The following is a 2,416-nucleotide window of genomic DNA, read 5'->3' as shown; positions in this document are numbered from 1 at the left end:
CGCCTTCTAAAGCAAATTTCCCTAACCTGGAGCAGGAAAAATCTGACAAGGGCAAACGGCACCCCTTAATGCACAGGCAAATCATGATGTTCAAAGCCTGGCTTAGGGGAATCCATCATCATTGCGCACACCTACAGCGGTATATTGATGAGTTTTGTTACCGGTTCAACAGGCTTAAGTATCCTGACAATATGTTTCATAACCTTCTAAAGACGATGATTGCGGCCGGACCAATATTTCTGCAAAAATCATGGATTGCTTAAACGCCTTATTCTATTTTATTAATCTGCCTCCGCTTCCTGCAAATACAAATCGTCTATCGCTTCGGCGTATTTTTTTTCTATCACTTTGCGCTTGGCTTTTAGGGTAGGCGTAATTTCGCCTTCTTCCATGCTGAAGGGCACACGCTTTAGTTTGAAATTCTTAATTCGCTCAAATTTGGCCAGTTCGTTGGAGTATTTCTTCACGTCCTGGTTAATCCATTCTATAATTTCAGCATCTTCTATAAACAGGTCCGGTTTCTCGAAGAATTCGTTGCCCAAATTAAAGGTTTCCTGCAGCAATTCGCGGCCCGGCACCAGTATGGCGGTGATGTATTCGCGTTTATCGCCAATCAAGAATACGTGCTCTATCTTCGGGCTTTTGAGGTAGGTGTTTTCTACCGGGGTAGGGTAAATGTTCTTGCCGTAGGCGTTTACCAGCATGTTCTTCAACCTGTCGGTAATTTGCAGGTTGCCTTTGTAAAAACGGCCGATGTCGCCTGTATGGAACCAGCCCTCTTTGTCGATAACGGCTGCGGTTTCTTCCGGTTTGCGCCAGTAACCTTTCATTACGCAATGCCCGCGCACGATGATCTCGCCTTCTTCTGAGGTAAAATCGGGCTTGAAATTATCGTGGGTTTGTATGGTGTAGATCTTTTTGGTGTCTACATTTTGGATGGCCACCTCAATGCCCGGGATAATGCGGCCAACGGTGCCTATGATTATTCGGGTCTCTTCTGTCACAGCCATTACCGGTGAAGTTTCGGTAAGCCCGAAACCTTCTAATACCATGATGCCAATATTGCCGAAAAATTCGCCTATGTTTTTAGGCAATGCGCCACCGCCCGATACCAGCAGTTTTAAATTGCCACCGGTTTTCTCCTTTATTTTGCTGAATACCAGTTTGTCGGCCAGTTTATGCTGCGTAGCTAAGATCAGGCCTGGCTTTTTGCCATCCTCGTGTGTTTTGCGCACTTCTTCGCCAATTTTTATGGCCCAGGTAAATATCTTTGTTTTCATGCCGCCGGCTGAAAGGCCGTTTTTCATGGCTTTATCATGGATGCGCTCTAGTAGTCGTGGTACGCAGCACAATACAGTGGGTTTTACCTCCATCATGTTCTTTGCCAGGAGCTCCAGGCTTTGGGCAAAGGCGATGGTGCAGCCCTTGTTCATGGAGATGTAATAGGTAGCTGTGCGTTCAAACACGTGCGACAATGGCAGGAACGACAGGAATAAATCGCTGCTCTCGATAATGGGTATTTGTGTGAGGCTCCAGCGAACGTTTTGCGTAAGGTTGCTATGCGTAAGCATCACGCCCTTTGGCGTGCCTGTAGTGCCCGATGTATAGATAAGGCAGGAAATATCGCTGGGCAGGATAGCTTCGCGGGCCGCGTCGATAGCATGCGTGTATTCCGCCACGCACTGCAGGCCTTCTTCTATTACCCGTTTAAAACCCACCACGCCGGCGTTGAGACTCAGCTTATCGCTGAATTTTTCGAAATCGTCGAAGGCGGGGATGATACGGATAAGCGAAGTACAACTATTGGCAATCTTGAGCACCTTGCGGAACAGGAACGGATTGCCGCAAAGGATGGTGCGCGCTTCGGAATCGTTGAGAATATACTCTATCTCCGCTTCCGACAGGGTGGGGTATATGGATGTATTTATCGCGCCTATCTGCTGCAGGGCCTGGTCGTAATAAACATAATCGGGGCCGTTCTCCATAATGAGGGCCAGCCTATCGCCTTTTTGTATGCCAATGTTGAGAAACCATGCCGATATTGCATCGATTTTGATGAGGGCTTCTTTGTAACTTATCTCTACCCAGGTGTCCTTTACCTTGTGCATCATAAAGGTGTGGGTATCGGGATGAATGTTCGCAACAATATTACGGATTAGGCCCGGTATGGTTGATTGCTCAGCAACGATGTTCATGAAGTTTAAATCAGTGGTTTATATTAGAACAAAGCTAAATTAATTTTAAGAATAAAACCAATAGGCATTTTAGTGCTGTAGTTGCTTGATGGCATCCATGTTATAGAATAAGGCGTTTAAGCAACCCATGATTTTTGCAGAAATATTGGTCCGGCCGCAATCATCGTCTTGACAAGGTTATGAAACATATTGTCAGGATACTTAAGCCTGTTGAACCGGTA

General features: G+C 46.2%; 2 protein-coding genes. One reads left to right on the top strand and one right to left on the bottom strand.

The genetic code is table 11. The features are described 5' to 3' along the window. A partial coding sequence (locus E2R66_RS29225) for a transposase (protein WP_317130806.1) occupies positions 1-263 on the top strand: 263 nt, incomplete at its 5' end. Between the two features lie 18 nt (positions 264-281). Here the strand turns inward: E2R66_RS29225 and E2R66_RS28050 are convergent. Further along, entirely contained in the window at positions 282-2,195 is a 1,914-nt protein-coding gene (locus E2R66_RS28050) for an AMP-dependent synthetase/ligase (RefSeq protein ID WP_134738011.1), read from the bottom strand. Between the last annotated feature and the right edge of the window lie 221 nt (positions 2,196-2,416).

The organism is Mucilaginibacter psychrotolerans, from assembly GCF_004519315.1.
Taxonomy (GTDB): Bacteria; Bacteroidota; Bacteroidia; order Sphingobacteriales; family Sphingobacteriaceae; genus Mucilaginibacter; species Mucilaginibacter psychrotolerans.
This window is presented reverse-complemented; position numbering and strand designations above follow the sequence as displayed.

Coding starts and splice junctions, on each gene's coding strand:
- E2R66_RS28050 (WP_134738011.1), bottom strand. CDS start 2,195: ATGAACATCGTTGCTGAGCAATCAACCATACCGGGCCTAATCCGTAAT.